At 36.6% G+C, this 23,438-nt stretch carries 23 protein-coding genes and 1 CRISPR repeat array; of the genes, 22 read left to right on the top strand and 1 reads right to left on the bottom strand.

The window, feature by feature from the left end; translation table 11 throughout:
* Positions 1-58: 58 nt before the first annotated feature.
* Complete coding sequence (locus JZO69_RS00575; protein ID WP_207110970.1) at positions 59-817, bottom strand: MerR family transcriptional regulator; 759 nt, start codon at positions 815-817, stop codon at positions 59-61.
* A gap of 182 nt (positions 818-999) precedes the next feature.
* Between JZO69_RS00575 and JZO69_RS00570 the strand changes: the two genes are divergently transcribed.
* The 22 genes from JZO69_RS00570 (at position 1,000) to JZO69_RS00465 (ending at position 23,021) form a co-directional block, all read left to right on the top strand.
* Positions 1,000-1,356 carry a DUF1827 family protein gene (locus tag JZO69_RS00570; protein WP_207110969.1) on the top strand — a complete coding sequence of 119 codons (357 nt, stop codon included), beginning with the start codon at positions 1,000-1,002 and terminating at the stop codon, positions 1,354-1,356.
* Positions 1,357-1,515: 159 nt separating this feature from the next.
* Positions 1,516-1,920: a GtrA family protein gene (locus tag JZO69_RS00565; RefSeq protein WP_207110968.1), complete on the top strand. Its 405-nt coding sequence runs from the start codon at positions 1,516-1,518 to the stop codon at positions 1,918-1,920.
* Positions 1,921-2,001: 81 nt separating this feature from the next.
* Positions 2,002-3,474 carry a nicotinate phosphoribosyltransferase gene (locus tag JZO69_RS00560; RefSeq protein WP_207110967.1) on the top strand — a complete coding sequence of 491 codons (1,473 nt, stop codon included), beginning with the start codon at positions 2,002-2,004 and terminating at the stop codon, positions 3,472-3,474.
* 81 nt (positions 3,475-3,555) lie between these two features.
* A complete protein-coding gene (nadE, locus tag JZO69_RS00555; RefSeq protein WP_207110966.1) occupies positions 3,556-4,383 on the top strand; it encodes an NAD(+) synthase in 828 nt (275 codons plus the stop codon).
* Between the two features lie 195 nt (positions 4,384-4,578).
* Positions 4,579-5,988: a CRISPR direct-repeat array (repeat unit 34 nt; unit sequence GTCTCACTCTGTTATGGAGTGAGTGGATTGAAAT).
* A gap of 254 nt (positions 5,989-6,242) precedes the next feature.
* The gene (locus JZO69_RS00550) at positions 6,243-8,711 is read left to right on the top strand and encodes an HAD-IC family P-type ATPase (RefSeq protein ID WP_207110965.1); all 2,469 of its coding nucleotides are present in this window, start codon (positions 6,243-6,245) and stop codon (positions 8,709-8,711) included.
* A 294-nt stretch (positions 8,712-9,005) separates the two neighbouring features.
* Positions 9,006-9,278, top strand: a complete 273-nt coding sequence (locus tag JZO69_RS00545; RefSeq protein WP_207110964.1) for a (4Fe-4S)-binding protein — start codon at positions 9,006-9,008, stop codon at positions 9,276-9,278.
* Positions 9,279-9,280: 2 nt separating this feature from the next.
* Positions 9,281-9,556: a GNAT family N-acetyltransferase gene (locus JZO69_RS00540; RefSeq protein ID WP_207110963.1), complete on the top strand. Its 276-nt coding sequence runs from the start codon at positions 9,281-9,283 to the stop codon at positions 9,554-9,556.
* A gap of 132 nt (positions 9,557-9,688) precedes the next feature.
* Positions 9,689-9,925 carry a preprotein translocase subunit SecG gene (gene secG / locus JZO69_RS00535; protein ID WP_207110962.1) on the top strand — a complete coding sequence of 79 codons (237 nt, stop codon included), beginning with the start codon at positions 9,689-9,691 and terminating at the stop codon, positions 9,923-9,925.
* Between the two features lie 141 nt (positions 9,926-10,066).
* Positions 10,067-10,834, top strand: a complete 768-nt coding sequence (locus JZO69_RS00530) for an alpha/beta hydrolase (RefSeq protein ID WP_430733247.1) — start codon at positions 10,067-10,069, stop codon at positions 10,832-10,834.
* Positions 10,831-13,179: a ribonuclease R gene (gene rnr, locus JZO69_RS00525; RefSeq protein ID WP_207110960.1), complete on the top strand. Its 2,349-nt coding sequence runs from the start codon at positions 10,831-10,833 to the stop codon at positions 13,177-13,179. Before JZO69_RS00530 ends, rnr begins: the two co-directional genes overlap by 4 nt.
* 18 nt (positions 13,180-13,197) lie before the next feature.
* The gene (gene smpB, locus JZO69_RS00520) at positions 13,198-13,662 is read left to right on the top strand and encodes an SsrA-binding protein SmpB (RefSeq protein ID WP_010763287.1); all 465 of its coding nucleotides are present in this window, start codon (positions 13,198-13,200) and stop codon (positions 13,660-13,662) included.
* A 336-nt stretch (positions 13,663-13,998) separates the two neighbouring features.
* Positions 13,999-14,715: a F0F1 ATP synthase subunit A gene (gene atpB, locus JZO69_RS00515; protein WP_207110959.1), complete on the top strand. Its 717-nt coding sequence runs from the start codon at positions 13,999-14,001 to the stop codon at positions 14,713-14,715.
* Positions 14,716-14,754: 39 nt separating this feature from the next.
* Positions 14,755-14,976 (top strand): F0F1 ATP synthase subunit C, encoded by a 222-nt coding sequence (atpE, locus tag JZO69_RS00510; RefSeq protein WP_086331600.1) that lies wholly within the window; start codon positions 14,755-14,757, stop codon positions 14,974-14,976.
* A gap of 375 nt (positions 14,977-15,351) precedes the next feature.
* Positions 15,352-15,879 carry a F0F1 ATP synthase subunit B gene (atpF, locus tag JZO69_RS00505; protein WP_207110958.1) on the top strand — a complete coding sequence of 176 codons (528 nt, stop codon included), beginning with the start codon at positions 15,352-15,354 and terminating at the stop codon, positions 15,877-15,879.
* Positions 15,866-16,408, top strand: coding sequence for an ATP synthase F1 subunit delta (gene atpH, locus JZO69_RS00500; RefSeq protein WP_207110957.1), 543 nt, complete (start codon positions 15,866-15,868; stop codon positions 16,406-16,408). The genes atpF and atpH overlap by 14 nt, the downstream gene beginning before the upstream one ends.
* 28 nt (positions 16,409-16,436) lie before the next feature.
* Positions 16,437-17,993: a F0F1 ATP synthase subunit alpha gene (gene atpA / locus JZO69_RS00495; RefSeq protein WP_207110956.1), complete on the top strand. Its 1,557-nt coding sequence runs from the start codon at positions 16,437-16,439 to the stop codon at positions 17,991-17,993.
* A gap of 15 nt (positions 17,994-18,008) precedes the next feature.
* Positions 18,009-18,929 carry a F0F1 ATP synthase subunit gamma gene (locus JZO69_RS00490; protein ID WP_207110955.1) on the top strand — a complete coding sequence of 307 codons (921 nt, stop codon included), beginning with the start codon at positions 18,009-18,011 and terminating at the stop codon, positions 18,927-18,929.
* Between the two features lie 217 nt (positions 18,930-19,146).
* Entirely contained in the window at positions 19,147-20,553 is a 1,407-nt protein-coding gene (atpD, locus tag JZO69_RS00485; protein ID WP_207110954.1) for a F0F1 ATP synthase subunit beta, read from the top strand.
* 17 nt (positions 20,554-20,570) lie between these two features.
* A complete protein-coding gene (locus JZO69_RS00480; RefSeq protein WP_207110953.1) occupies positions 20,571-20,990 on the top strand; it encodes a F0F1 ATP synthase subunit epsilon in 420 nt (139 codons plus the stop codon).
* A 197-nt stretch (positions 20,991-21,187) separates the two neighbouring features.
* Positions 21,188-21,424 carry a DUF1146 family protein gene (locus JZO69_RS00475; protein ID WP_207110952.1) on the top strand — a complete coding sequence of 79 codons (237 nt, stop codon included), beginning with the start codon at positions 21,188-21,190 and terminating at the stop codon, positions 21,422-21,424.
* Positions 21,425-21,531: 107 nt separating this feature from the next.
* Positions 21,532-22,830, top strand: a complete 1,299-nt coding sequence (gene murA / locus JZO69_RS00470; protein ID WP_207110951.1) for a UDP-N-acetylglucosamine 1-carboxyvinyltransferase — start codon at positions 21,532-21,534, stop codon at positions 22,828-22,830.
* A gap of 14 nt (positions 22,831-22,844) precedes the next feature.
* Positions 22,845-23,021: a DNA-directed RNA polymerase subunit beta gene (locus tag JZO69_RS00465; protein WP_207110950.1), complete on the top strand. Its 177-nt coding sequence runs from the start codon at positions 22,845-22,847 to the stop codon at positions 23,019-23,021.
* The last annotated feature ends 417 nt before the right edge of the window (positions 23,022-23,438 follow it).

The raw sequence follows: 23,438 nt of genomic DNA, 5'->3' as shown, positions 1-23,438 counted from the left end.
CATTTAGAAAACACGAGCTTGTTCCTTTTCTCTATTCAAGAATAAGGTTGATAATTAATTATTTTGCAAAATGTTGAATGACTTGATTCAGCATATCAGCCGTACCGATACCTACACGATCATCATAATACGCGGCAAAACGTTCATCGCCCACATACATTTGTCCTAGACCACGATGCATTTCTGCTGAGTAAACTGGTGATGTATAAGTCAGCCATTCTTTATGTTTTTCAAACACAGTTTTCGCTGTTTGGGATTGTAGATCGTGGTTTTTCATCACGATTTTTAAGGCGTCAAACATTGCCTTTTCAGCGGCTTCCATTGCACTAAAGTCAGCTTCACTTAAGTTTAACCATTGTTTATTTGATTCTGTCACAGTTTCTTCTCCATAATTTTCACGGATTTCTTTTCCGTAAAGTTCTTCATTTTCTTTTAATTTTGCTTGCTTAAAGCCGATAAACTTTTCTTTGTCAGTCATCGTTATCTCTCCCTTTTGGTAACGTAGTGTTTTTTCTACAGTTAGAATCAGATGATCGATTTGCTGGCGTTTTTCTAGCAGCTGTTGATAATGAGCCTGTAATGCATGTTGAGGATCAAAGTCAGGTGTTGCTAAAAGCTTCTGGATCTCTTCTAATTTCATATCCAAAGAACGATAAAAAAGAATTTGCTGCAGCCGATCGATTTCTTTTGTGCCGTATATTCGGTAACCAGAAGAATTGATGCGCGCAGGTTTCAATAAATCGATTTCATCATAATATCGTAAGGTACGAGTACTGATACCGGATAATTCGGCGACTTTTTTAATTGTATATTCCATCTGTTTCCCTCCTGTAACCATAGAATAAACCTTTACCTAACGAGAAGGTCAAGTGTTTTTATAGAATAGCATAATTTTTCTTTTTTCACTAAAAAACTTTAATTTACAAATAGGTAAAGAAGAGGTAAAATTTTTATGTGAAATTAAATAGACGTATATCTGAATAGACAGGAGCTAAGAATATGAAATTAATTGAAACACCCATCAATAGAAATATGGACCTAGAATATTTTTATCCAAATATCACTAAGTTTGTTTTTGGTTCGAAAGCAATTAAATTTTTTAAACTATACGCATTAGATCGAACTCAAATCGTATATGCGGATGCTTTTGATAAAATTGATATAATCATGATCAATACAAAAAAGAAAATCAAAAAACAAGAAGTCGATTATGTAATCAAAAAGCTATTGAATACAAATAGGGAAGATGTTGATATTCACATCGGAATTAAGAACCAAATGATAAAAGAAGGCTACTCATTTAGCGCACCAAGAAAAGATATTATTGTGATTCAAAAAAGTGTAAAGCCTGACTAATAACTAAAAAAGATTGAAGGATACTAAAGTATAATTTGCTTCCTTCGATCTTCTTTTTTACATATATAGCAGACGTTACAAGCTAAATAATAGAAAATCAGTAGGCTTTCTTTCTTAACTTTGATAAAATAGTAAAGAGCAACGAAAGGAAGAATGTATTTGAAAGAATTATTTGAAAAATATAAAGAAGTCCTGTCTTATTTATTTTTTGGAGTAGCGACGACCATTGTTAATATAGTGGTTTTCTTTATCTGCAAAGATATGTTAGGGATCGATTATAAGATAAGTAACGCAATTGGCTGGTTCTTATCAGTGCTTTTTGCCTTTTTCACAAATAAATATTTTGTTTTTTCCAGCAATCATGAAGATTTGGGCTCTTTCATTAGAGAGATGCTACTGTTTTACTGGTACCGAATTTTATCTTTTGTGGTGGATATGGCCTTGATGGTTTTAATGATCGAATGGCTGCACATCTCAGATTTTTGGGCAAAAATGGTGACCCAAGTGGCAGTCGTTGTACTGAATTACTTTTTTAGTAAATTTTTTATTTTCAAAAAAAAATAAACCTTGTTTTTAGTTGAAAGAATAGTTTTTTGTTATAATGGAATATAAAGTTTTAGAAAAAGTAAAGGATGGATTAATAAAATGAAGAATGTTTATGATGATGATAGCTTAACATTACATACGGATTTATATCAGATCAACATGATGCAGACGTATTGGGAATTAGGTAGAGCTGACTTGCATTCTGTTTTTGAATGTTATTTTAGAGAAATGCCCTTTAATCATGGCTATGCTATTTTTGCAGGATTAGAACGATTAGTTGATTATTTAGAGAATTTGACATTTTCTGAAACTGATATTGCTTACCTTAGAGAAGTTGAAAATTACCCAGAGGACTTTTTGACATACTTGCAAGAGTTTGAATTTAAATGTACCGTTCGCTCAGCCCTAGAAGGGGATTTAGTTTTTAATAATGAGCCCTTGATTCAAGTAGAAGGTCCGTTGGCACAATGTCAATTGATCGAAACGGCTCTATTGAATATGGTGAATTTCCAAACGTTGATCGCAACAAAAGCTGCCCGCATCAAGTCAGTTATCGGTGAAGATCCTCTGATGGAATTCGGGACAAGACGTGCACAAGAATTAGATGCTGCCGTCTGGGGGACACGTGCGGCATATATTGGCGGAGCAGATGCGACAAGTAACGTTCGTGCTGGGAAAATTTTTGGTATTCCTGTTAGCGGCACGCATGCACATTCCTTGGTTCAGTCTTATGGCAATGATTACGATGCTTTTTTAGCCTATGCCAAAACACATAAAGATTGTGTCTTTTTAGTTGATACTTATGATACTTTAAAATCAGGAGTTCCAAGTGCCATTCGTGTAGCGAAGGAAATGGGTGATAAAATCAATTTCCTCGGAGTTCGTCTGGATAGTGGGGACATGGCTTATATCTCAAAACGAGTGCGTGAACAATTAGATGAAGCAGGGTACACAGAAGCTAAAATCTATGCATCAAATGACCTAGATGAAAATACTATTTTGAGTTTGAAAATGCAAAAAGCAAAGATTGATGTCTGGGGTGTTGGAACGAAGCTGATTACCGCATACGATCAACCAGCTTTAGGTGCTGTATTTAAATTAGTTTCTATTGAAGATAAAAATGGCAAGATGGAAGATACTATCAAGCTTTCAAGTAATGCAGAAAAAGTTACAACTCCTGGGAAAAAACAAGTGTGGCGAATCACGCGCAAATCAGATAAAAAATCTGAAGGTGATTACGTGACCTTGTGGGACGAAGATCCTCGTAAACAGGAAGAGATTTATATGTTCCATCCGGTGCATACATTTATTAATAAAACGGTTCGGGACTTTGAGGCAAGAGCTGTTTTACAAGAAATTTTTGTTGATGGGAAACGCGTTTATGAAATGCCAACTTTAGATGAAATTAAAAGTTATGCAAAAGAAAATCTTGATTCATTATGGGAAGAATACAAACGTGATCTGAATCCGCAAAAATACCCAGTTGATTTATCGACGGAGTGTTGGAATCATAAAATGCGTTTACTTGAAAAAGTTCGGGTCGATGTAAAAGCATTAAGTGAAGGCAAATAAATAGTATCTAGCTGTGCGGGCCATTCTTTTGGAGAATGATTGAACGAGCTCGCTTCGCTCTTAGATTAGGAGGAATTTTCTATGGAGTCGTTGCAAAAGGCAATTATTGAAGAATTAGGTGTAAAACCGCAAATAGATCCACAAGAAGAGATTCGAAAAAGCATTGATTTCATGAAAAGCTATCTAAACAAGTATCCTTTTTTAAAAACGTTGGTATTAGGTATCAGCGGAGGTCAGGATTCTACCTTAGCTGGGCGACTTGCTCAAATGACAATGGAAGAAATGCGTAAAGAGACTAAAGATGAGCGTTATCAATTTATTGCTGTCCGCCTACCTTATGGAGAGCAAGCAGATGAAGCGGATGCGAAAAAAGCTTTAGATTTTATTCAACCAGATGTCTCTTTACGTGTAGATATCAAACCTGCAATAGATGCCTGTGTTTTATCTCTAAGTGAAACAAATGTAGCTATCAGTGACTTCAATAAAGGCAATATGAAAGCACGTCAGCGAATGATCGTTCAATACGCTATTGCAGGAGAAAAAGCAGGAGCAGTTATCGGAACAGATCATGCAGCTGAAAACATTACTGGTTTCTACACAAAATATGGTGATGGTGGAGCAGATATTTTACCATTGTTCCGTTTAAATAAACGCCAGGGAAAAGCATTACTAAAAGAATTAGGTGCACCAGAAGAACTATATACCAAAATTCCAACAGCTGATTTAGAAGATGATAAACCGTTAGTAGCTGATGAAGTAGCACTTGGCGTATCATACGATGATATTGATGATTATGTTGAAGGAAAGACCGTATCAGAGAAAGCAAGAGAAACAATCGAAGGTTGGTACAAAAAAACACAACATAAACGCCATATGCCGATTTCAATTTTTGATGATTTTTGGAAATAAAAGTTAGGTTCCTAAATAAATTCTGTTGGTGCGAACCACAAGTGCCCATAAAATCACTGGGACATCCGCACCAAAATTAAGAGGAAAATACTCTGTATTTGGTCCTTTTCCTCATTTTATTTTAATGTTCAAATTGTTTTTGTGGAAAATTAATGATTGTGAGTAATTTATGACGAATAATCCTAATTTTTCACGGTCTCACTCTGTTATGGAGTGAGTGGATTGAAATATGTATTCAGAGCTATGGAGCGTATGACACAACAAGTCTCACTCTGTTATGGAGTGAGTGGATTGAAATAAGATAAATATGAACTACAAGGATCAGGTGGCATAGTCTCACTCTGTTATGGAGTGAGTGGATTGAAATATTTTAATCCCCCTAATAAGAATAGTATTTTATAAGTCTCACTCTGTTATGGAGTGAGTGGATTGAAATAACGTCACCTTTACCGATATACAATGTTTGACCGTGTCTCACTCTGTTATGGAGTGAGTGGATTGAAATATAGTTACTGACACGAATGAACGAAGAGTTGAATTGTCTCACTCTGTTATGGAGTGAGTGGATTGAAATTTACCGCTTGCCCGTGGATAGATAGGAGATAAAGTCTCACTCTGTTATGGAGTGAGTGGATTGAAATTTACCACCTATACTTCAAAAGTATTCGAGTATGCTGTCTCACTCTGTTATGGAGTGAGTGGATTGAAATGATGTCTTCAGAGGTGATATTTCCGAATTCTTTATGTCTCACTCTGTTATGGAGTGAGTGGATTGAAATGTTTACCACATAATCGAAAGTAGGCATTTCACGTACGTCTCACTCTGTTATGGAGTGAGTGGATTGAAATATCCCATAGATACTTTTTATGCTCTTCGAGAAAAAGTCTCACTCTGTTATGGAGTGAGTGGATTGAAATTCAACTGCGTTGTATTGGTACAGTGATCAACCGAGTCTCACTCTGTTATGGAGTGAGTGGATTGAAATAGGTTGGACATCCGGCGAAGGCGGAAGCTCAGAAACGTCTCACTCTGTTATGGAGTGAGTGGATTGAAATCCTTACTGGCAAAGCTGACTCGATTCAAAAGCAGGTCTCACTCTGTTATGGAGTGAGTGGATTGAAATACTTTTACCTGGTAGTCGAACTGTCACAACATATTGTCTCACTCTGTTATGGAGTGAGTGGATTGAAATGGATCAATTTCAGTAATCGATCCTAAATTATTGGGTCTCACTCTGTTATGGAGTGAGTGGATTGAAATTTCGCCGATTTTTTGCGCTTCAGTTATCCCTGCGTCTCACTCTGTTATGGAGTGAGTGGATTGAAATCTAGCATATCAATCGCATAAAGTACAGCTCGCTTCAGTCTCACTCTGTTATGGAGTGAGTGAATTGAAATGTCATATCGATCAAGTAAGACATTCCAAACGGTACGGTCTCACTCTGTTATGGAGTGAGTGGATTGAAATTAATCCATCTTGATTATTTGGTGCCTCAGCATTATGTCTCACTCTGTTATGGAGTGAGTGGATTGAAATTTCATATGCAAGAAACGTTTATCCATCAATTCAAGTCTCACTCTGTTATGGAGTGAGTGGATTGAAATCTGCATCTGTTGCGTTTGTTCTTGCTGCGACTACCAGTCTCACTCTGTTATAAAGCAAACAAACTGATATACAAAGTAAAATAAAAAGAAAGACTAATTCTTAGCCTTTCTTTTTTTACACCTAAGTTAAATCTAAACACCTTCATTTTGTTCAAATGATTAAAAAAAGTGTAAACTTAAATAAGTTATCTGAAATACTTAATAAAATACTCTACAATTGGATTAATTATAGTTAGAAGAAGGTGAAGGAGAATATGAAAAAAATATTCAGAAAAAAAAGAAACATTGACAATGAACCGTTTCTTTCATCAGAAGAACAAAAACAACCAATAAATAACAACGACATTCGGATTCCGCCTAATGTTAAAGGCTTGTCAGATCAAGAAGTGCAGCAACTATACTCTGAAGGTAAATATAATATGGAAGTAGAAGATTTATCTAGAACAACGAAACAGATTATTCTAGATAATTCATTGACACTTTTTAATTTTATTAATTTATTTTTAGCTATTGCAGTATTCGCCGTGGGCTATCCAAAGAATGCATTGTTTTTCTGGATAATCATTATCAATACAGCAATTGGTGTGATCCAAGAGATCCATGCAAAGAAAACCATAGATAAATTATCGATCGTCAACAAAACAGAGGTAACTGTTTTAAGAGAAGGTCAACTGACAAAGATTTTTCAAGATGAAATTGTTTTAGGAGATGTGCTTGTCCTGACCTTAGGTAATCAAGTACCATCTGATGGTATTGTGATTCAAGCAGAAGGAATGGAAGTCGATGAATCTCTTTTAACGGGCGAATCTGATAAAATCACAAAGCAAAATGGCGACAAAATCATGAGTGGTAGTTTTATCACTTCAGGATTAGGTTTTGTAAAAATCACCGCAGTCGGTGAAGATAATTTCGTGTCAAAATTATCCAAAGAAGCAAAAACAGAGAAAAAATCAACTTCTGAACTAATGAACTCTCTGAATCTTTTGATTAAAGGATTAACCTTTGCCATTGTTCCAATTGGGCTGTTACTGTTTTGGTCACAATATCAATCTACCCAGTCATTTCCTAAAACGGTTTTAGGAGTTTCTGGTGCACTGATCAGTATGATCCCAGAAGGGTTGATGCTATTGACCAGTGTAGCGTTTGCTGTGGGTGCAGCTAATTTAGCTAGAAGACAAACCTTGATCCAACGTCTATCGTGTATTGAAACGTTAGCTCGTGTGGATACCATTTGTTTGGATAAAACGGGAACTATTACAGATGGTACGTTGACATTTAAAGAACTGATTCCTCAAGCGGGTTTTCCAGCCAGTGAGATCGAACGGGCTATGAGCGAAATGATGGCAGGTTTATCCGATCAAAATGCAACAGCTAAAGTACTCCGTTCTAGATTTCCATTACAGCAAGCGACTTGGAAAGTTAAAGAAGTGATTCCATTTTCATCTGATCGAAAATGGAGTGGCGTGACTTTTGAAGAAAAAGGTTCATTTGTTATGGGCGCACCAGAATTTATTTATTCTGAAGTTCCAGCTGACTTAAGGGAAATTCTTGCTCCTTATAATGAACAAGGCGATCGTGTGTTGATCTTGGTTCATTTTTCAGATGAATTAACGAGCGCTACTCTTCCGCAAACGAAAGAAACAGTTGGGATTTTTATTATCGCTGATACGATTCGTGAAAATGCGGTCGACACATTCTCTTATTTTGCCAAACAAGATGTAACCTTAAAAGTTATTTCAGGTGATAATCCTATTACTGTGTCGCAAATAGCTAAACAAGCTGGAATCGCTGGTGCAGAAAATTTTGTTGATATGAGTACCGTTTCTGATTCGACCAACTTTAATGAATTAGTTGAAAATACAACAGTATTTGGTCGTGTAACCCCTTATCAAAAAAGAGAACTAATTCAAGCGCTGAAACAAAATGGACATACAACCTGTATGACAGGTGATGGTGTCAACGATATTCTTTCATTAAGAGAAGCGGATGTCAGTGTTGCAATGGCTAGTGGAAGTGATGCTGCTCGTGCGGTGTCGGATGTTGTATTATTGAATTCAGATTTTAGTTCAATGATCCAAGTATTAAATGAAGGACGAAGAGTCATCAATAATATTGAACGGGTTGCTTCGATGTATATGGTAAAAACAATCTATTCAGCTATTCTTGCGGTAACGTTTATCTTTTTATTCTTACCATATCCCTTTGCGCCATTACAATTGACACCAATCAATACGTTGACTGTTGGAATTCCATCCTTTATTTTAGCGTTAGAGCCGAATTATCAGCGTATAAAAGGACATTTTTTAACCAATATTTTACGAATCTCAGTACCAGGAGCCTTGACTGTTGTTTTCAATATTTTAGTATTGCAGCTTGCTGGGATTTGGTTTGATTTATCTCATCAAGATGTTTCAACGATGTGTGTACTACTTACAGGTTGCGTTGGTTTTCAAGTTTTATTAAGAGCTGCCCGACCGCTAGATTTGAAAAAACAGATCATGATTGGACTTTTACTAATAGCCTTTCTAGTTTGTTTCTTATTCTTCGGCGATTTCTTTATGCTGACTTCTCTATTTACTAGAAATGTTTTATTCTACTTGCCACTGATTCTTGGTAGCCGTTCAATTTTTAATTATATATCGTTGTTTATGACACGAGTGATATACGAAGTTGAAAAACGAAAAGAAAATAGAAAGATAAAGAAGCAAAAGCGTGTAGTTTAACGTGATAAAATAGAGCAAGTAAATGGCAAGACAAAAGCAGCTTTTTTCAGAAGCTAAATGCTGTTGTCTTAGCCATTTTTTTATCTAATAAAGAATGACAATCATTTTCATTTAAGTCTTTTATCTTGGCTAATTATCCAACTGAGCGTATTCTTATTATAGAGAAGGGGACTTTTCAAAAGATGTGATGCAAATGAAATATCTGACGAAACTAATCATTTCTGTCGTTACAGGAATTTTGGCTTTGTTAGTTGAATTTATTTTTCATCAAAAAGTGTTTAGGAGGAAAAAAAGATGGATGGAAGCAAAATCGATGGAAAAAAAGTAACTGAAGAAACGTTATTATTACAAGGATATCGAAAATATTCAGGTGAAGATTTGGATATTTATTATAGTAAAGAGATTTGTGCTCATATTGGTAATTGTGTTCGTGGGAATTCCGAAGTTTTTGAAGTCGGACGTCGTCCGTGGATCATTGCAGATAACGGTGCCGTAGAAGATGATATCCGTGTTATCGATACATGTCCTAGCGGCGCATTAAAGTATATTCGAAAGGATGGAAAATAAACATGGAAATTAAAGAAGAAAATAATCGCTTTGTACTGTTAAATGATGAAAATAAAGAAATCGGTGAAATGACATGGTCAGATGCTGGGACTGAAATGATGATCATTGACCATACATTTGTCGATCCTGCATATCGAGGACAAAAATTAGCAGAAAAACTAGTCTACAATGGGGTAGAAAAAGCCCGCCGTGAAGGAAAAAAAATCATTCCACTATGCCCATTTGCTAAAAAAGAGTTTGACACTAAACCTGAATATGCTGATGTATTAAGAAAGTAATGAGAATCGGTCTTTGCTAAAACCTCTATCCAGATCACATTTTTTCTACTTATTCAAATACAACTGGTATTTGAATGAAAAATATGCTAAAGTATAATAGATGTATTTTGTGAATAAAGGGAGAATTAGACTATGTATAATTTTATTTTAACACTTGTGATCATCCTTTCAGTAGTGATGGTTATTGCCGTTATGATGCAGCCAAGTAAACAAAACAGTGCAGCAAGTGCTTTCACTGGTGGTGCAGATAAACTTTTCGGTAAACAAAAAGCACGTGGATTTGAAGCTGTTATGCAACGCGCAACAGCGATTATTGGCGCTCTTTGGATGTTACTATTATTTATTTTAGTATTATTATCATCAAAGTAAGACCTTTGAAGTCCCTCATTTACTGAGGGACTTTTTTGCTGTAAATGAATAAGGAATGATCAATGAAAAGTTCTTTGAACATCTGTCTTTTCACAAGGTTTTCAATAGATAATGTGCTAAAATGAGGATGAGGTGAATTGAATAGTGAAAAAAATAAGTCTACCTAAACCATTATTTACCCAAAATGGTTCCCGTGCGGTATTGCTTTTGCACGCTTATTCAGGAAGCAGCAACGATGTACGTATGCTGACTCGTTATTTAGAGAAAGAAAATTATACGGTATACTCTCCTAATTTTTCTGGGCATGCCACAGCTTCTCCAGAGGATATTTTGGAAAAAACTACTAAGGATTGGTGGCAAGATACAGTAGATGCCATTCAATTTTTAAAAGAGAAAGGTTATCATGACATTGCAGTTTTCGGCCTTTCGATGGGTGGCATTTTTACGATGGAGTCATTAACAAAGCAATTAGAAGGAATCATCGGCGGTGGATTTTTCTGTTCCCCGATTTTCCCAGTAAAAAATAATGTGCCGGAAAATTTCGTACTTTATTCTGATAAAGTCTTAAAAACAGCAGGAGTTCCAGATGAGGAACGCACTGAGCGAATGGTAAAAATCAAAGAAGCATCACATATTCAATTAAGAGATATTGAGTCATTTTCTGAACAGACAGCAAGCAAACTTGGACAAATCAAGGTTCCCGTTTTTCTCGCACAAGCTGGAAAAGATGAAATGATCGATGCAGACGGAGTATATCAGACGGCTAAAGCATTGAAGCAAACACGATATACATTAAACTGGTATCCAAACAGCGGTCACGTATTGACCGTTGGACCAGATCACAAACAATTAGAACAAGACGTAGTAGCTTTTTTAAATACATTGTCTTGGAATGAGGAGAAAGAATGACAAAACAAACAATCAAGGAGAAAATCCTATTCTTCATGGAAAATCAGACGAAAAAAAGTTTTTCCATGGAAGAAATCGCGCAAGGCCTGCAATTGGAAAAGAGTGCAGATTTTAAACTGCTTGTCCAAACAATTGCAGCAATGGAACGCGAAAAATTAGTAGAATTTAATAAAAAAGGTAAAATTCGTTTGCCGCAAAAAAATGGCCCCATCGAAGGTACATTCCGTGCCAATGAACGAGGTTTTGGTTTTGTAACCATCGATCCAGAAGAAGCCGATGTTTATATTCCAAAAGAAGCCGTTAATTATGCGATGGACGGAGATATCGTAGCGATTGATATTGTTCAGCCAGCTGATCCATTTTCAGATCGTGGTGCTGAAGGTAAAGTCGTAGAAATCAAAACACGAGCAATCACACAAGTAGTAGGTGAATTTATAGCCTATGATGAAAAAGAAGTCAGCGAGACTGATCTTTATGGCTATGCTGTTCCAAAAGATAAAAAAATGACAGGCTTGACCTTCAATATTGCCGCACAAGGAATCAAACCCGTTGATGGCAGTATAGTAATCGTAGAAGTCACCCACTATCCTGAAAAAGAATATCCAAAGAGTTTAGAAGGATTAGTGAAAAAAGTTGTCGGTCACAAGAATGATCCAGGGATGGATATTTTATCGATCGTCGTGGCTCACGGTATTCCCACAAGTTTTCCTGATGAGGTAATCGCAGAAGCTGATAAAGTGCCTGATGCCATTTCAGATAAAGATATTGAAGGCCGCAGGGATTTACGTGATCAAATGATCGTAACGATCGATGGAGAAGATGCCAAAGATTTAGATGATGCAGTGGCAGTACGCAAATTAGAAAACGGCAATTACTTCTTAGGCGTTCATATTGCAGATGTTTCTTATTACGTGACTGAAGGTAGTGAATTAGACCAAGAAGCGTATGAACGAGGCACTAGTGTTTATTTAACTGACCGTGTGGTACCGATGATCCCGCAGCGTTTGTCTAACGGTATTTGTTCACTGAATCCTAACGTGCCAAGATTGACAATGAGTTGTGAGATGGAGATTTCTCCTGAAGGGTATGTAGTGAAACATGATATTTTCCAAAGCGTGATCCAAACAACAGAACGTATGACATACACTGCAGTCAATGAAATTTTAGAAGAACAAAAGCCAGAAACGATGAAGCGTTATAAAAATTTACTGACAATGTTTAAAGAAATGGGCGAACTGCATCATATTCTTGAACAAATGCGGGAAAACCGTGGAGCGATTTCGTTTGAAGATCGTGAAGCCAAAGTCTTAGTTGATACTGATGGTCACCCACAAGACATCTTACTGCGTACACGTGGCGTAGGCGAACGTTTGATAGAATCATTTATGTTAGCAGCTAATGAAACAGTCGCTAAGCATTATCATGATTTAAAACTACCTTTTATTTATCGAATCCATGAACAGCCTAAAGAAGAAAAAATGCAACGTTTCTTTGATTTTGCTGCTGTTTTAGGAATTTTAGTCAAAGGGACAAAGACAGATATTACGCCAAAAGATCTTCAAAATGTTTTAGAACAAGTATCTGATAAACCAGAAGAAGCTGTGATCAATACTATGTTATTACGTAGTATGCAGCAGGCTCGTTATTCAGAAGATAATTATGGACATTATGGTTTAGCGGCAGAATATTATACTCATTTTACATCTCCGATCCGACGCTACCCAGATTTGATCGTTCATCGATTGATTCGTAGCTATGAAGGAAAGGTTTCAGAAAAACTAAAAGAAAAATGGGAACAAAATTTACCAGATATTGCAGATCATAGTTCACGAATGGAACGCCGAGCGGTTGAAACAGAGCGCGAAGTTGATTCTATGAAGAAAGCTGAATTTATGGCAGATAAAATTGGTGAAGAATATGATGGTATCATTAGTTCAGTGACTCGCTTTGGTTTCTTTGTAGAACTGCCTAATACGATCGAGGGCTTGATCCATGTGAATAATTTAAAACAAGATTATTTCCATTTTATTGAAAATCATATGGCGCTTGTTGGCGAGCGTACTGGGATGACCTTAAAGATTGGTCAAAAAGTTAAGGTCAAAGTAGAAAAAGCTGACCCTGAAACTAGAGAAATCGATTTTGAGTTTCTGGAAGCAGAAGAAGTAGAAAGACTTGAAGCGCCAAAACAAAAAAAACGACAAGACAATCGTCGAAGACGTGGTTCTGATCGTAAAGAAGATGATAAGAAGCCATTTACACAAAAGAAAAATAAGAAAAAAGGCAAAAAGCCGTTTTATAAAGAAGTCGCTAAAAAGAAAAAAGGTAAGAAACAGAAGAAAAAATAGAAAAACGGAGGAATGGGTATGCCAAAAGGAGAAGGCAAGCTGATTGCCCAAAATCGTAAAGCTAGGCATGACTATACTGTTGTTGATACAATGGAAGCTGGAATTGTTTTACAAGGAACTGAGATCAAATCGATCCGGAATGGACGAATCAATTTAAAAGATGGGTTCGCCAGAATCCGTAATGGAGAAGCCTACCTGCTTAATGTGCATATTAGTCCTTATGAGCAGGGGAATATTTTTAACCATGATCCGTTGCGAACTAGGAAATTATTGTTGCATAAGAAGCAAATAGCGAAGTTAATCGCTGAAACCAAAAATACGGGAATCACGATTATTCCATTAAAAGTTTACATTCGAAACGGTTATGCAAAGGTTTTGATTGGACTTGCAAAAGGGAAAAAACAATACGATAAACGCGAAGACTTAAAACGCAAAGAAATCAATCGTGAAATTAATCGCACGTTAAAAAACAATTTAAGATAAGGTAACGAAATTTGTTATTTTTTGAAAGAAATTAACTCGTTTCCCAAGCTAATTTATTCTTTTTCGCATATTTTGCTACTTTGCTTTATCTTATTTGAAAAATTTGTTAGAGTGTAAGGAAACTGATGAGTTTTCATCGTTTTTTCAGTAATCGACTATTGTACTGCCAAACACTAATAAGACTTATTCTTTTAATATTTTGTCATATTAAAAGAAGTGTCCAATTTTCATGAAATTCTTTTGAAATTATTCATCGTTGGTGGTATGATACGTGTGGTTAAGAAATAGAAGCCTTTTAAGCTTCACGCAAGTTTGTTGGAAAAGAGGTGAAATAATTTGGAAGAGAAGACACTACTCTTCAAGATTGGGCCGATTTGGTTTGACGGAACCATTTGCTTAATGGTGCTGTTAACATGTGTCATTGTTTTTGGGATAGTATATTTCTGCACAAGGAATATTGAGATGAAACCTAAAGGCAAACAAAATGTCATTGAGTATCTCATTGATTTTGTTCGGGGCATCATTACCGACAATATGCCAAGTAAAGAAGTAACCAATTTTCACCTGTTATCATTTACCATGTTCATGTTTGTCTTAGTTGCTAATATCATTGGTTTGGTGACAAAAGTCGTTATCGGTGATTATAGCTACTGGAAAAGCCCAACAGCAGATCCATTAGTTACGTTAACTTTGGCATTGATCATGATTGTACTGACACACTTTTTCAGTGTTAGTCGCTTTGGTTTAAAAGGATATTTCAAAAATAGCTTCCTAAGTCCAGTAGCATTTTTAATGCCTATCAAACTTATGGAAGAATTCACCAACTTACTTACTTTGGCATTACGTTTATATGGTAATATCTTTGCCGGTGAAGTTTTGTTGGGATTGATTGCTAGTATCGTCTCCAGTGTAGGTTTATGGGCGATCCCATTAGCTATACCGTTAGAAATGATTTGGTTAGCATTCTCATTATTTATTGGCGCTATTCAAGCTTTTATTTTCGTGACCTTATCAATGGTTTATATGGCACATAAAATAGAAGTTGAAGAGTAATCATACAAAAACAACAACAATCTTAGGAGGAAATCAAAAATGGACGGATTAAACTATATCGCAGCAGCAATTGCAGTTTTCGGAGCAGCTATCGGGGCAGCATACGGTAACGGGAAAGTAATTTCTAAAACTCTAGAATCTATGACACGTCAACCAGAAATGGCTGGACAATTAAGAACAACAATGTTTATTGGGGTAGCCTTAATTGAAGCGGTGCCAATTCTTGGTGTAGTTATTGCGTTATTATTAGTATTTAAATAAAATCTTTAGAAGGCAGGACGCCGAGTTTTCGGACTCCGTCACTGCTTTCTTTATTGTGAAACACTGCGATTGCTTTAGCAGAGCAGATGTAGAACAATACTTGGCGAACGAAGAGAGAGAAGTTACACTCGTGCAGAAACACTGCGACTGCTTTAGCAGAGCAGATGTAGAACAATACTTGGCGAATGAGGAGAGAGAAGTTACTCTTGTACAGAAACAAAGAGTTTGCAACTGTTGAACAACTAGAAACAAAAAGACAGAAGCTACCTTGTAAAATACCAAGCCTTACCAAAAATAAGGCAGAACTAAAACAATACAAAACCCTTAATGAAATAACAATCACCGAGAATTGCAGAGAAAGGAAGTTGAAACTTCATGCTAGATTATTTAGTAATCGGAGAAGCTGGTCCAAGTACAACAATAGGCACAATGATTGTCGTCAGCGGCGCTTTTCTTATTTTGATGCTTCTAATCAAGAAATTCGCTTGGGAAGCAATCACTGATGTGTTAAAAAAACGTGAAGATAAAATTGCCAACGATTTAGATTCTGCAGAACAATCTCGAATAGCAGCAGCCAAGATGCAAGAAGAACGTCAACAAAAGTTGCTTTCTTCAAAATCAGAAGCCGCAGATATTATTAAACATGCGAAAGAGAGCGGAGACCAAAACCGCCAAAAAATCTTAGCAGAAACCAATAACGAAGTCATTCGTTTACGAGAAAAAGCACGTCAAGATATTTCTCAAGAACACGAAGAAGCATTGGCATCTGTTAAAGACGAAGTGGCGAATTTGTCCTTACAAATTGCAGAAAAAATTCTAAACAAAGAATTGACACCTGATGCACATGATTCATTGATCAATTCTTATATTGAAGGATTAGGTAAAACCAATGAAGTTAGATAAGTATACAGTAGGTAAACGCTACGGCAAGGCTTTGTTTGAGTTGGCGATTGAAAAGCAAGAAGCTGACAGCATTTATCAAGACTTATTAAAACTTAGAGAGATTTACAATGAAGTTCCAGAATTAGGTGCCATATTAAGTGATGTACGTCTAGAACCTTACGAAAAAGACGAAATCATGAAACATTTAGTCAGCGGATTTGAAGGAACAACAGAGAACTTTTTATATGTTGTTTATAACTATACACGTATGAACGATTTATTGTTAATGATCGATGAATACGAAAGACGCTACGATGAACACAAAAGTTTGCTTTTAGGTACTGCGTTAACTGCTGTTCCTTTAACAAAAGAACAACATCAGTTGATGGAAGAAAAAGCAGCAAAACTTTTAGGATATGAACATGCAAATTTGATTAATTTAATTGATCCTGATATCGTTGGCGGTGTTATCATAGAAGCCAACTATAAAGTGATCGACGGCAGTATCCATAAACAACTAGAACGAATCCAAGAATTGTTATTAAAATAACGTTCAGCACAATAAAGAGGTGAATTGAATGGCTATCAAAGCAGAAGAAATCAGTGCCTTGATTAAGGAACAAATCGAGAATTATCAACAAGAATTAGCCGTTGAAGAAATTGGAACTGTCACATATGTTGGGGATGGAATTGCTCGTGCCCATGGTTTAGAAAACGCAATGAGCGGAGAATTGCTTGAGTTTTCTAACGGTTCATACGGCATGGCGCAAAACTTAGAAACCAATGATGTTGGTATCATCATATTAGGTGATTTTGAAACCATTCGAGAAGGCGACAAAGTAAAACGTACGGGTAAAATCATGGAAGTCCCTGTTGGGGAAGCTATGATTGGGCGTGTCGTTAATCCATTAGGTCAACCAATTGACGGGTTAGGCGAGATAAAAACAGACAAAACTCGTCCAGTAGAAGCAGCAGCACCTGGTGTTATGCAAAGAAAATCAGTTGATCAACCAATGCAGACAGGTCTTAAAGCCATTGATGCACTTGTACCAATCGGCCGAGGCCAACGTGAATTAGTAATCGGTGACCGTAAAACTGGTAAAACATCAATTGCAATTGATACGATCATCAACCAAAAAGGACAAGATGTTATCTGTATTTACGTAGCAATCGGACAAAAAGAATCGACTGTACGTAACCAAGTAGAAACATTGAGAGCTTATGGTGCCCTTGATTATACAATAATCGTAAATGCTGGAGCATCTCAACCAGCCCCATTATTATATATTGCGCCTTATGCAGGAGCTGCGATGGGTGAAGAATTCATGTATAACGGCAAACACGTTTTGATCATCTTTGATGACTTATCAAAACAAGCTGTCGCTTATCGTGAACTTTCATTACTATTACGCCGTCCTCCAGGTCGTGAAGCTTACCCAGGGGATGTTTTCTATCTACATTCACGTTTACTAGAACGTGCAGCAAAATTAAGTGATGAACTAGGTGGCGGTTCAATGACTGCTCTACCATTTGTTGAAACACAAGCAGGAGATATCTCTGCCTACATTCCAACAAACGTTATTTCAATCACAGATGGACAAATTTTCTTAGAGAGTGACTTGTTCTATGCAGGAACACGTCCAGCCGTTGATGCCGGACTTTCAGTATCACGTGTTGGTGGTTCAGCACAAATCAAAGCTATGAAAAAAGTAGCTGGAACGCTTCGTTTAGATTTAGCAAGTTACCGTGAATTAGAAGCATTTACACAGTTTGGTTCTGATTTAGATGCAGCAACTCAAGCAAAATTAAATCGAGGCCGTCGGACTGTTGAAATCTTAAAACAAAAACTGCATGCACCGTTAGCAGTTGAAAAACAAGTCGTGATTTTATATGCTTTGACACACGGATTTTTAGATAGTATCAGCGTCGCAAAAATTCTAGATTTTGAATCAGAATTATTTGACTTCTTAGATGGAAAACATCCTGAATTATTTGAAACGATCCGTACAACAAAAGATTTACCAAAATCTGAAGACTTAGATGCAGCAATCAGTGAATTCAAAGAAATTTTCAGTGCAGCTAATTCAGAAGGATCTACAGCTAAAGATACACTTGAATCAATTCAAAATGCGTAAGAGAGGTGACAAGAATTGGGTGCTTCATTAAATGAAATCAAACAACGCATTGCTTCAACCAAAAAAACCAGTCAAATTACCAATGCTATGCAGATGGTTTCCGGTGCTAAGCTGACAAAATCAGAAGCGGCTTCTAGAAGCTTTCAAGAATATGCATCAAAAATTCGTTCGATTGTTACGCATCTTGTTGCAGCGCAATTAAGTGATCTGGAAGAATTGGATTCATTTGATAGTGAGGAAGCATCAGAAACTGGTAATTATCATATGATGCTGACATCACGTCCAGTGAAAAAAACAGGTTATATCGTTATCACTTCCGATAAAGGATTAGTAGGCGGGTATAATAGTTCCATTTTGAAACAGACCATGAAAATGATGACTGATGATCATGAATCGCAAGATGAATTTGTCTTAGTCGCTATTGGCGGAACAGGCGCTGACTTTTTTAAAGCACGTGGTATAAATGTGGCTTACGAACTTCGAGGATTAACAGATCAGCCTAGTTTTGATGAAGTCAGAAAGATCGTTTCTGCAGCGACTACGATGTATGAAAATGAAGTGTTTGATGAGTTGTATGTTTGTTATAATCACCACATCAATTCATTGACCAGTCAATTTCGAGTAGAAAAGATGTTGCCAATCTCGGATCTAGATCCAGATGAAGCAACAACTTATGAACAAGAATACATCTTAGAACCTTCTGAAGAAGCAATTTTAGATAATTTATTGCCTCAATATGCTGAAAGTTTGATTTATGGTGCTATTATTGATGCTAAAACAGCAGAGCATGCAGCTGGAATGACAGCGATGAAGACTGCTACTGATAATGCGCAAAATATTATCAGTGATTTAACGATTTCCTATAATCGTGCTCGTCAAGGTGCCATTACTCAAGAAATTACAGAAATCGTAGCAGGTGCTGCGGCATTGGAATAATAATCAAGATTCGAGCCTATGTGGCTCGAAGTTCTTAATAAGTAATTAGAGAAGACAGGTTTTATCACGACCTCTTTAACGGTATAAAAATATCGAAAGTTTGGCAGTTTCAAAAATCTCTGTATGTCCCAACAGCGGATATACAGATGTTACGCTAGCTGTTCGCTCTTTAACGATATTTTCACAACCTCTTCTAAACGAAACGGAGGAAAGAAACATGAGTTCAGGAAAGATTGTTGAAGTAATCGGTCCCGTTGTTGACGTGGAATTTTCACTAGATCAATCCTTACCGGATATTAATAATGCGTTAGTCGTTTATAAAAACGGCGAAGAAAAACAAAAAGTCGTTCTAGAGGTAGCTTTAGAATTAGGTGACGGAGTTATCCGTTCAATCGCAATGGAATCTACAGATGGATTACAGCGCGGAATGGAAGTTATCGATACAGGTAAACCAATTTCTGTTCCAGTCGGAAAAGAAACATTGGGTAGAGTATTTAATGTTTTAGGCGATACGATCGACTTAGAAGAACCATTTCCAGAAGATGCAGTACGTAGTGGTATTCATAAGAAAGCACCTGATTTTGCCGATTTAAGTACAAGTAATGAGATTTTAGAAACCGGGATCAAAGTTATCGACTTGTTAGCACCGTATTTAAAAGGTGGTAAAGTTGGACTATTCGGTGGTGCCGGTGTTGGTAAAACCGTGCTGATTCAAGAATTGATTCATAACATTGCCCAAGAGCATGGCGGAATCTCAGTATTTACTGGTGTTGGTGAACGTACTCGTGAAGGGAATGACCTTTATTTTGAAATGAAAGACTCTGGCGTTATCGAAAAAACAGCCATGGTTTTCGGTCAAATGAATGAACCTCCTGGCGCGCGTATGCGTGTAGCATTAACTGGGTTGACGATTGCGGAATATTTCCGAGATGTTGAAGGTCAAGACGTATTATTGTTCATTGATAATATTTTCCGTTTCACTCAAGCAGGATCAGAAGTTTCTGCCTTATTAGGTCGGATGCCTTCAGCCGTTGGTTACCAACCAACACTTGCCACTGAAATGGGTCAATTACAAGAACGTATCACATCAACTAAAAAGGGCTCGATCACATCGATTCAAGCAATCTATGTACCAGCCGATGACTATACTGACCCGGCGCCTGCAACAGCATTCGCCCATTTAGATGCAACTACTAACTTGGAGCGTCGTTTGACTGAAATGGGTATTTATCCCGCAGTTGATCCATTAGCTTCATCTTCAAGTGCTTTAGCACCAGAAGTTGTAGGAGATGAGCATTACGCTGTAGCAACAGAAGTACAGCACGTATTGCAACGTTACCGTGAGCTACAGGATATCATTGCAATTTTAGGGATGGATGAGTTATCTGATCAAGAAAAAATCTTGGTTGGCCGTGCCCGTCGTATTCAATTCTTCTTATCACAAAACTTTAATGTAGCAGAACAATTTACAGGGCAACCAGGTTCTTATGTTCCAGTTGCTGATACTGTCAAAGGCTTTAGAGAAATTCTTGACGGAAAATATGATGACTTACCAGAAGAAGCTTTCCGTAGCGTAGGTAGAATCGAAGACGTCATAGAAAAAGCTAAAACGTTGAACTACTAAAAGGAGGAGACACAGATATGGATTGTTTAACTGTTAATGTGGTGACTCCTGATGGATTGGTTTATGATCATCGTGCAACGATCGTTGTTGCAAAAACAACAGATGGCGAAATCGGTATCTTACCTCAACATGCACCAATCATTGTTCCTTTAGCAATTGATGAAGTTCGAGTTAAGAGAACGGATTCTGATACACACGTAGATTGGATTGCTGTAAATGGCGGTATTATGGAAGTTCGTGATAATATTGTTTCAATCATTGCCGATAGTGCAGAACGTGAACGAGACATTGATGTAAGCCGTGCAGAACGAGCAAAACAACGAGCTGAACGAATGATTGAAAAAGCCAAAGAAAATGCAAATACGGATGAACTACGCCGTGCAACAGTTGCACTTCACCGCGCAATCAATCGGATTAATGTATCCAAACATACGTAAAATGATGAGCGGCTGGGGCAACAGGTTCAAGATGTCCCAGCCCGCTCTTTTCATAAACAAATAGCGCGTACATATGTTCTTTTTCATATAATTAAGAAACTTTATTTTTTGTTTCAGATAATTTGTGATAAACTGTTCTTTATAATACTTATCTAACTACAAAAACTTGTTTAGTTTTTAAATTAAGGAGAAAAATTATGCAGTTTTTTGGTCTTGATGCAATGGTTCGGATCATTAGCCATTTAATGTTCATTTACGTTAGTTTTTGGGCAATGCAATCTATTCGAATAGAACAGTTTTTTAAAGCACATCAAACCTCTCAAGTGCGATTACTAATCGTCCTTTTTTCAATTGTTATTGGTTTTACTGCAAGCTCATTTTTCTTAGAGTTCCTTGCTTTATGCCGTAACTTATTTATTGTATTTTTCCCTTAGAGGATGGATAAATAAAAAGAAAAGATATTATTTGTTGGTAAATAGTGGTATAATAGAAAAGATTTTGGATCAGAGCATCCAATTCTAACTTTTTTGGGGGGAACAAAATGGAACAGATCATTGTTCATGGTGGTAACCAATTAAAAGGAACTGTGAAAATCGAAGGGGCTAAAAATGCAGTATTGCCAATTTTAGCAGCAACCCTTTTAGCAGAAGAAGGAACAACAACATTAAATAATGTACCAATTCTTTCTGATGTTTTTACAATGAACCAAGTTATCAAACACTTAAATGTAGATATTGATTTTAATGAAGAAGAAAACCAAGTAACAATAGATGCAACGCAGCCTTTAGGCATCGAAGCAAATTATGAGTATGTTAGTCAAATGAGAGCATCAATCGTTGTTATGGGTCCTTTATTAGCTCGTAATGGTCATGCAAAAGTTGCAATGCCAGGTGGATGTGCGATTGGCAAACGACCAATTGATTTACACTTAAAAGGCTTCCAAGCATTAGGTGCGAAGATCATTCAAAAAAATGGCTATATTGAAGCAATTGCAGATGAATTGATCGGTAATACGATTTATTTAGATTTCCCAAGTGTAGGTGCTACTCAAAATATTATGATGGCAGCTGTCAAAGCTAAAGGGATGACAGTGATTGAAAACGTTGCTAGAGAACCTGAAATCGTTGATTTAGCTAATATCCTTAATAAGATGGGTGCTAAAATCGTCGGTGCTGGGACTGAAATGATGCGTATTGAAGGTGTTGATAAACTTCATGCGGTGGAACATTCAATCGTTCAAGACCGTATTGAAGCAGGAACATTTATGGTTGCAGCTGCGATGACTGAAGGGGATGTTTTGATTGAAGAAGCAATTCCTGAACATAATCGTCCGCTTATCTCTAAGTTAACCGAAATGGGTGCTATTATTCGTGAAGAAAGAGGGGGGTTACGTGTCATTGGTCCTAAAGTGATCAAACCTACTGACATTAAAACATTACCTCACCCAGGCTTCCCAACAGATATGCAAGCGCAAATGACAGCAATGCAAATGGTAGCAGAAGGTTCTAGCGTAGTAACTGAGACTGTTTTTGAAAATCGTTTCCAACATCTTGAAGAAATGCAACGTATGAATGCTGATGTGAAAATAGATGGCAATATTGCTATTATCAACGGTACTCAATCATTACAAGGTGCCGCTGTAGAAGCAACTGACTTACGTGCTGCTGCTGCGTTGATCTTAGTAGGATTACGTGCCAATGGTATTACTCGAGTATCACATTTAGAATATCTAGATCGAGGCTATTACAAATTCCATGAAAAACTTCAAAAATTAGGAGCAAAAGTGGAACGTGTAAATGACGAGAAGGTTGTAGAAAAGAAGATGTCAACTGTTAAGTAAAAGGGGAAAGTGATATGAGTTCGACACGCTATATTATAGTGACTTTGTTGAAAGTTTTAGTAGTGATTGCCTTAGTGATTATTTTATTTGTTGCCGGAACGATGATCGGTTACGGAGTGATTGGCGGAGGAAATCCAAAAGATGTGTTCAAAGAAGAGATTTGGGCTCATATTCTAGACTTTTTTAAATAGGAGTTAATTTAAACTATGACATCCTGAGTTTTCAGGATGTCATAGTTTTTTTGTAAAATAAATTGATAAAAAAACAAAACATTTTTTGTAAACTCGCTGTAATATAGAGGGAGTTCAATGCTTTTTACGATACTTTACACCAGATTGATTGAATAAAAATAATGAAATCAATAAATAATTTTTTTTTACATATTTTCTAATGAAAAAAAGATAATCCTTAATATAACGGGATATTTTTGAACTACTTTTATTTTTTTTACTAAAAAAAGATGAAAATATTTATAATATGACAATCGATAAAACGCTTTCTTGCATACTGTAACGTAGCCTTAATTAAATAGTAACCATTAACGTTTTGACCCATGATATGATAACTCTCGTATGAATTTTAGGGAGGAAACTATTTAATGAAGAAAC

The organism is Candidatus Enterococcus ikei (assembly GCF_017316105.1).
GTDB classification, from domain to species: Bacteria; Bacillota; Bacilli; order Lactobacillales; family Enterococcaceae; genus Enterococcus_L; species Enterococcus_L ikei.
The sequence above is the reverse complement of the archived record's forward strand: the minus strand, read 5'-3'. Positions and strand labels throughout refer to the sequence as shown.

What these genes read in the sequence shown, in the direction of transcription:
- JZO69_RS00575 (WP_207110970.1), bottom strand. Translation starts at nt 817, where the DNA reads ATGGAATATACAATTAAAAAAGTCGCCGAATTATCCGGTATCAGTACT.
- JZO69_RS00570 (WP_207110969.1), top strand. Translation starts at nt 1,000, where the DNA reads ATGAAATTAATTGAAACACCCATCAATAGAAATATGGACCTAGAATAT.
- JZO69_RS00560 (WP_207110967.1), top strand. Translation starts at nt 2,002, where the DNA reads ATGAAGAATGTTTATGATGATGATAGCTTAACATTACATACGGATTTA.
- nadE (WP_207110966.1), top strand. Translation starts at nt 3,556, where the DNA reads ATGGAGTCGTTGCAAAAGGCAATTATTGAAGAATTAGGTGTAAAACCG.
- JZO69_RS00550 (WP_207110965.1), top strand. Translation starts at nt 6,243, where the DNA reads ATGAAAAAAATATTCAGAAAAAAAAGAAACATTGACAATGAACCGTTT.
- JZO69_RS00545 (WP_207110964.1), top strand. Translation starts at nt 9,006, where the DNA reads ATGGATGGAAGCAAAATCGATGGAAAAAAAGTAACTGAAGAAACGTTA.
- JZO69_RS00540 (WP_207110963.1), top strand. Translation starts at nt 9,281, where the DNA reads ATGGAAATTAAAGAAGAAAATAATCGCTTTGTACTGTTAAATGATGAA.
- secG (WP_207110962.1), top strand. Translation starts at nt 9,689, where the DNA reads ATGTATAATTTTATTTTAACACTTGTGATCATCCTTTCAGTAGTGATG.
- rnr (WP_207110960.1), top strand. Translation starts at nt 10,831, where the DNA reads ATGACAAAACAAACAATCAAGGAGAAAATCCTATTCTTCATGGAAAAT.
- smpB (WP_010763287.1), top strand. Translation starts at nt 13,198, where the DNA reads ATGCCAAAAGGAGAAGGCAAGCTGATTGCCCAAAATCGTAAAGCTAGG.
- atpE (WP_086331600.1), top strand. Translation starts at nt 14,755, where the DNA reads ATGGACGGATTAAACTATATCGCAGCAGCAATTGCAGTTTTCGGAGCA.
- atpF (WP_207110958.1), top strand. Translation starts at nt 15,352, where the DNA reads ATGCTAGATTATTTAGTAATCGGAGAAGCTGGTCCAAGTACAACAATA.
- atpH (WP_207110957.1), top strand. Translation starts at nt 15,866, where the DNA reads ATGAAGTTAGATAAGTATACAGTAGGTAAACGCTACGGCAAGGCTTTG.
- atpA (WP_207110956.1), top strand. Translation starts at nt 16,437, where the DNA reads ATGGCTATCAAAGCAGAAGAAATCAGTGCCTTGATTAAGGAACAAATC.
- atpD (WP_207110954.1), top strand. Translation starts at nt 19,147, where the DNA reads ATGAGTTCAGGAAAGATTGTTGAAGTAATCGGTCCCGTTGTTGACGTG.
- JZO69_RS00480 (WP_207110953.1), top strand. Translation starts at nt 20,571, where the DNA reads ATGGATTGTTTAACTGTTAATGTGGTGACTCCTGATGGATTGGTTTAT.
- JZO69_RS00475 (WP_207110952.1), top strand. Translation starts at nt 21,188, where the DNA reads ATGCAGTTTTTTGGTCTTGATGCAATGGTTCGGATCATTAGCCATTTA.
- murA (WP_207110951.1), top strand. Translation starts at nt 21,532, where the DNA reads ATGGAACAGATCATTGTTCATGGTGGTAACCAATTAAAAGGAACTGTG.
- JZO69_RS00465 (WP_207110950.1), top strand. Translation starts at nt 22,845, where the DNA reads ATGAGTTCGACACGCTATATTATAGTGACTTTGTTGAAAGTTTTAGTA.